General features: G+C 71.9%; 2 protein-coding genes. Both read left to right on the top strand.

Annotation, left to right across the window (positions count from 1 at the left end; all coding sequences use genetic code 11):
• Positions 1-364, top strand: a 364-nt coding sequence (locus FUT87_RS29455) for a hypothetical protein (protein ID WP_404935447.1), incomplete at its 5' end; no start/stop codon positions are given.
• Positions 283-1,134, top strand: coding sequence for a DUF4982 domain-containing protein (locus tag FUT87_RS25525; protein WP_147242812.1), 852 nt, complete (start codon positions 283-285; stop codon positions 1,132-1,134). The genes FUT87_RS29455 and FUT87_RS25525, both read left to right, overlap by 82 nt.
• Positions 1,135-1,142: the final 8 nt, after the last annotated feature.

Genomic DNA, 1,142 nt, shown 5'->3' on the forward strand with positions numbered 1-1,142 from the left:
GGCGGCGTCCAGCTCGGGCCAGCCGGAGGGCACCTCGGTCGGCTCGCAAGTGATCGGCTTCAACTACAAGGGCCAGCACGACATCGACGCGATGCACCGCCGCTTCCCCCAGCGGCCGATGGTCGTGACCGAGGAGGGCCTGACCTACGCCACCCGCGGCGTCTACGCCGACGACCCGGCGCGGGTGCAGGTCGCCGCCTATGACCGGCGCTCGGGCGGTGCGTCGACTCGACCATCGAGGAGGCCTGGCGCTTCAATGCCGAGCGGCCCTTCCTGGCCGGCATGTTCGTCTGGACCGGCTTCGACTACCGCGGCGAGACCACGCCCTTCGGCTGGCCGGCCGTGTCGTCCCAGTTCGGGATGATGGACACGACCGGCGCGCTGAAGGACAGCGGCTACTACCTGAAGGCCGCCTGGACCACCGAGCCGATGGTCCACCTGCTGCCGCACTGGAACTGGCCGGGCCGCGAAGGCCAGCCGATCGACGTGCGCGTCTACGGCAACACCGAGGACGTGGAGCTGCTGCTCAACGGTCGCTCGCTGGGCCGCAAGACGCTGCAGCGCTACGGGCACCTGCAGTGGAGCGTGCCCTACGAGCCGGGCACGCTGGTGGCGCGCGGCTACAAGCGCGGCGAATGGGTCGCCTCCGACACGGTGGCCACCACCGGCGATGGCGCGGCGGTGCGCTTGACGGTGGACCGCGCCAGGATCCGGGCCGATGGCACCGACGTGGCGCTGGTCACGGTCAACGTGGTCGACCGCGAGGGCCGGGTCGTGCCCACGGCCGGGCAGCGGATCGACTTCGAAGTCGACGGCGCCGCGAGGCTGATCGGCATGGGCAACGGCGATCCGGGTTCGCACGAGGCCGACAAGCCGACCGAGCGCCATCGCTTCGTGCCGCTCACCGAATGGCGGCATCGCGGCATCGAGCGGCCGGAGGACGCCGCCGCGCTGATCGCGAGCCACGGGCTGCGCTTCCGCTACGGGGCGTCCGCCGCGGCCGACCTGCACTTTCCCGACTTCGAGGTGCCGCGCGGCGGTCATCTGCTGCTGCGCGGCGCTTCGGGCACGGCGGCGGGTGAGCGGTCAACGCTGTTCATCGGCGACCTGGGCGCGGCCAGTTGGTCTACGTGAACGGCCGG

The organism is Mitsuaria sp. TWR114 (assembly GCF_007997345.1).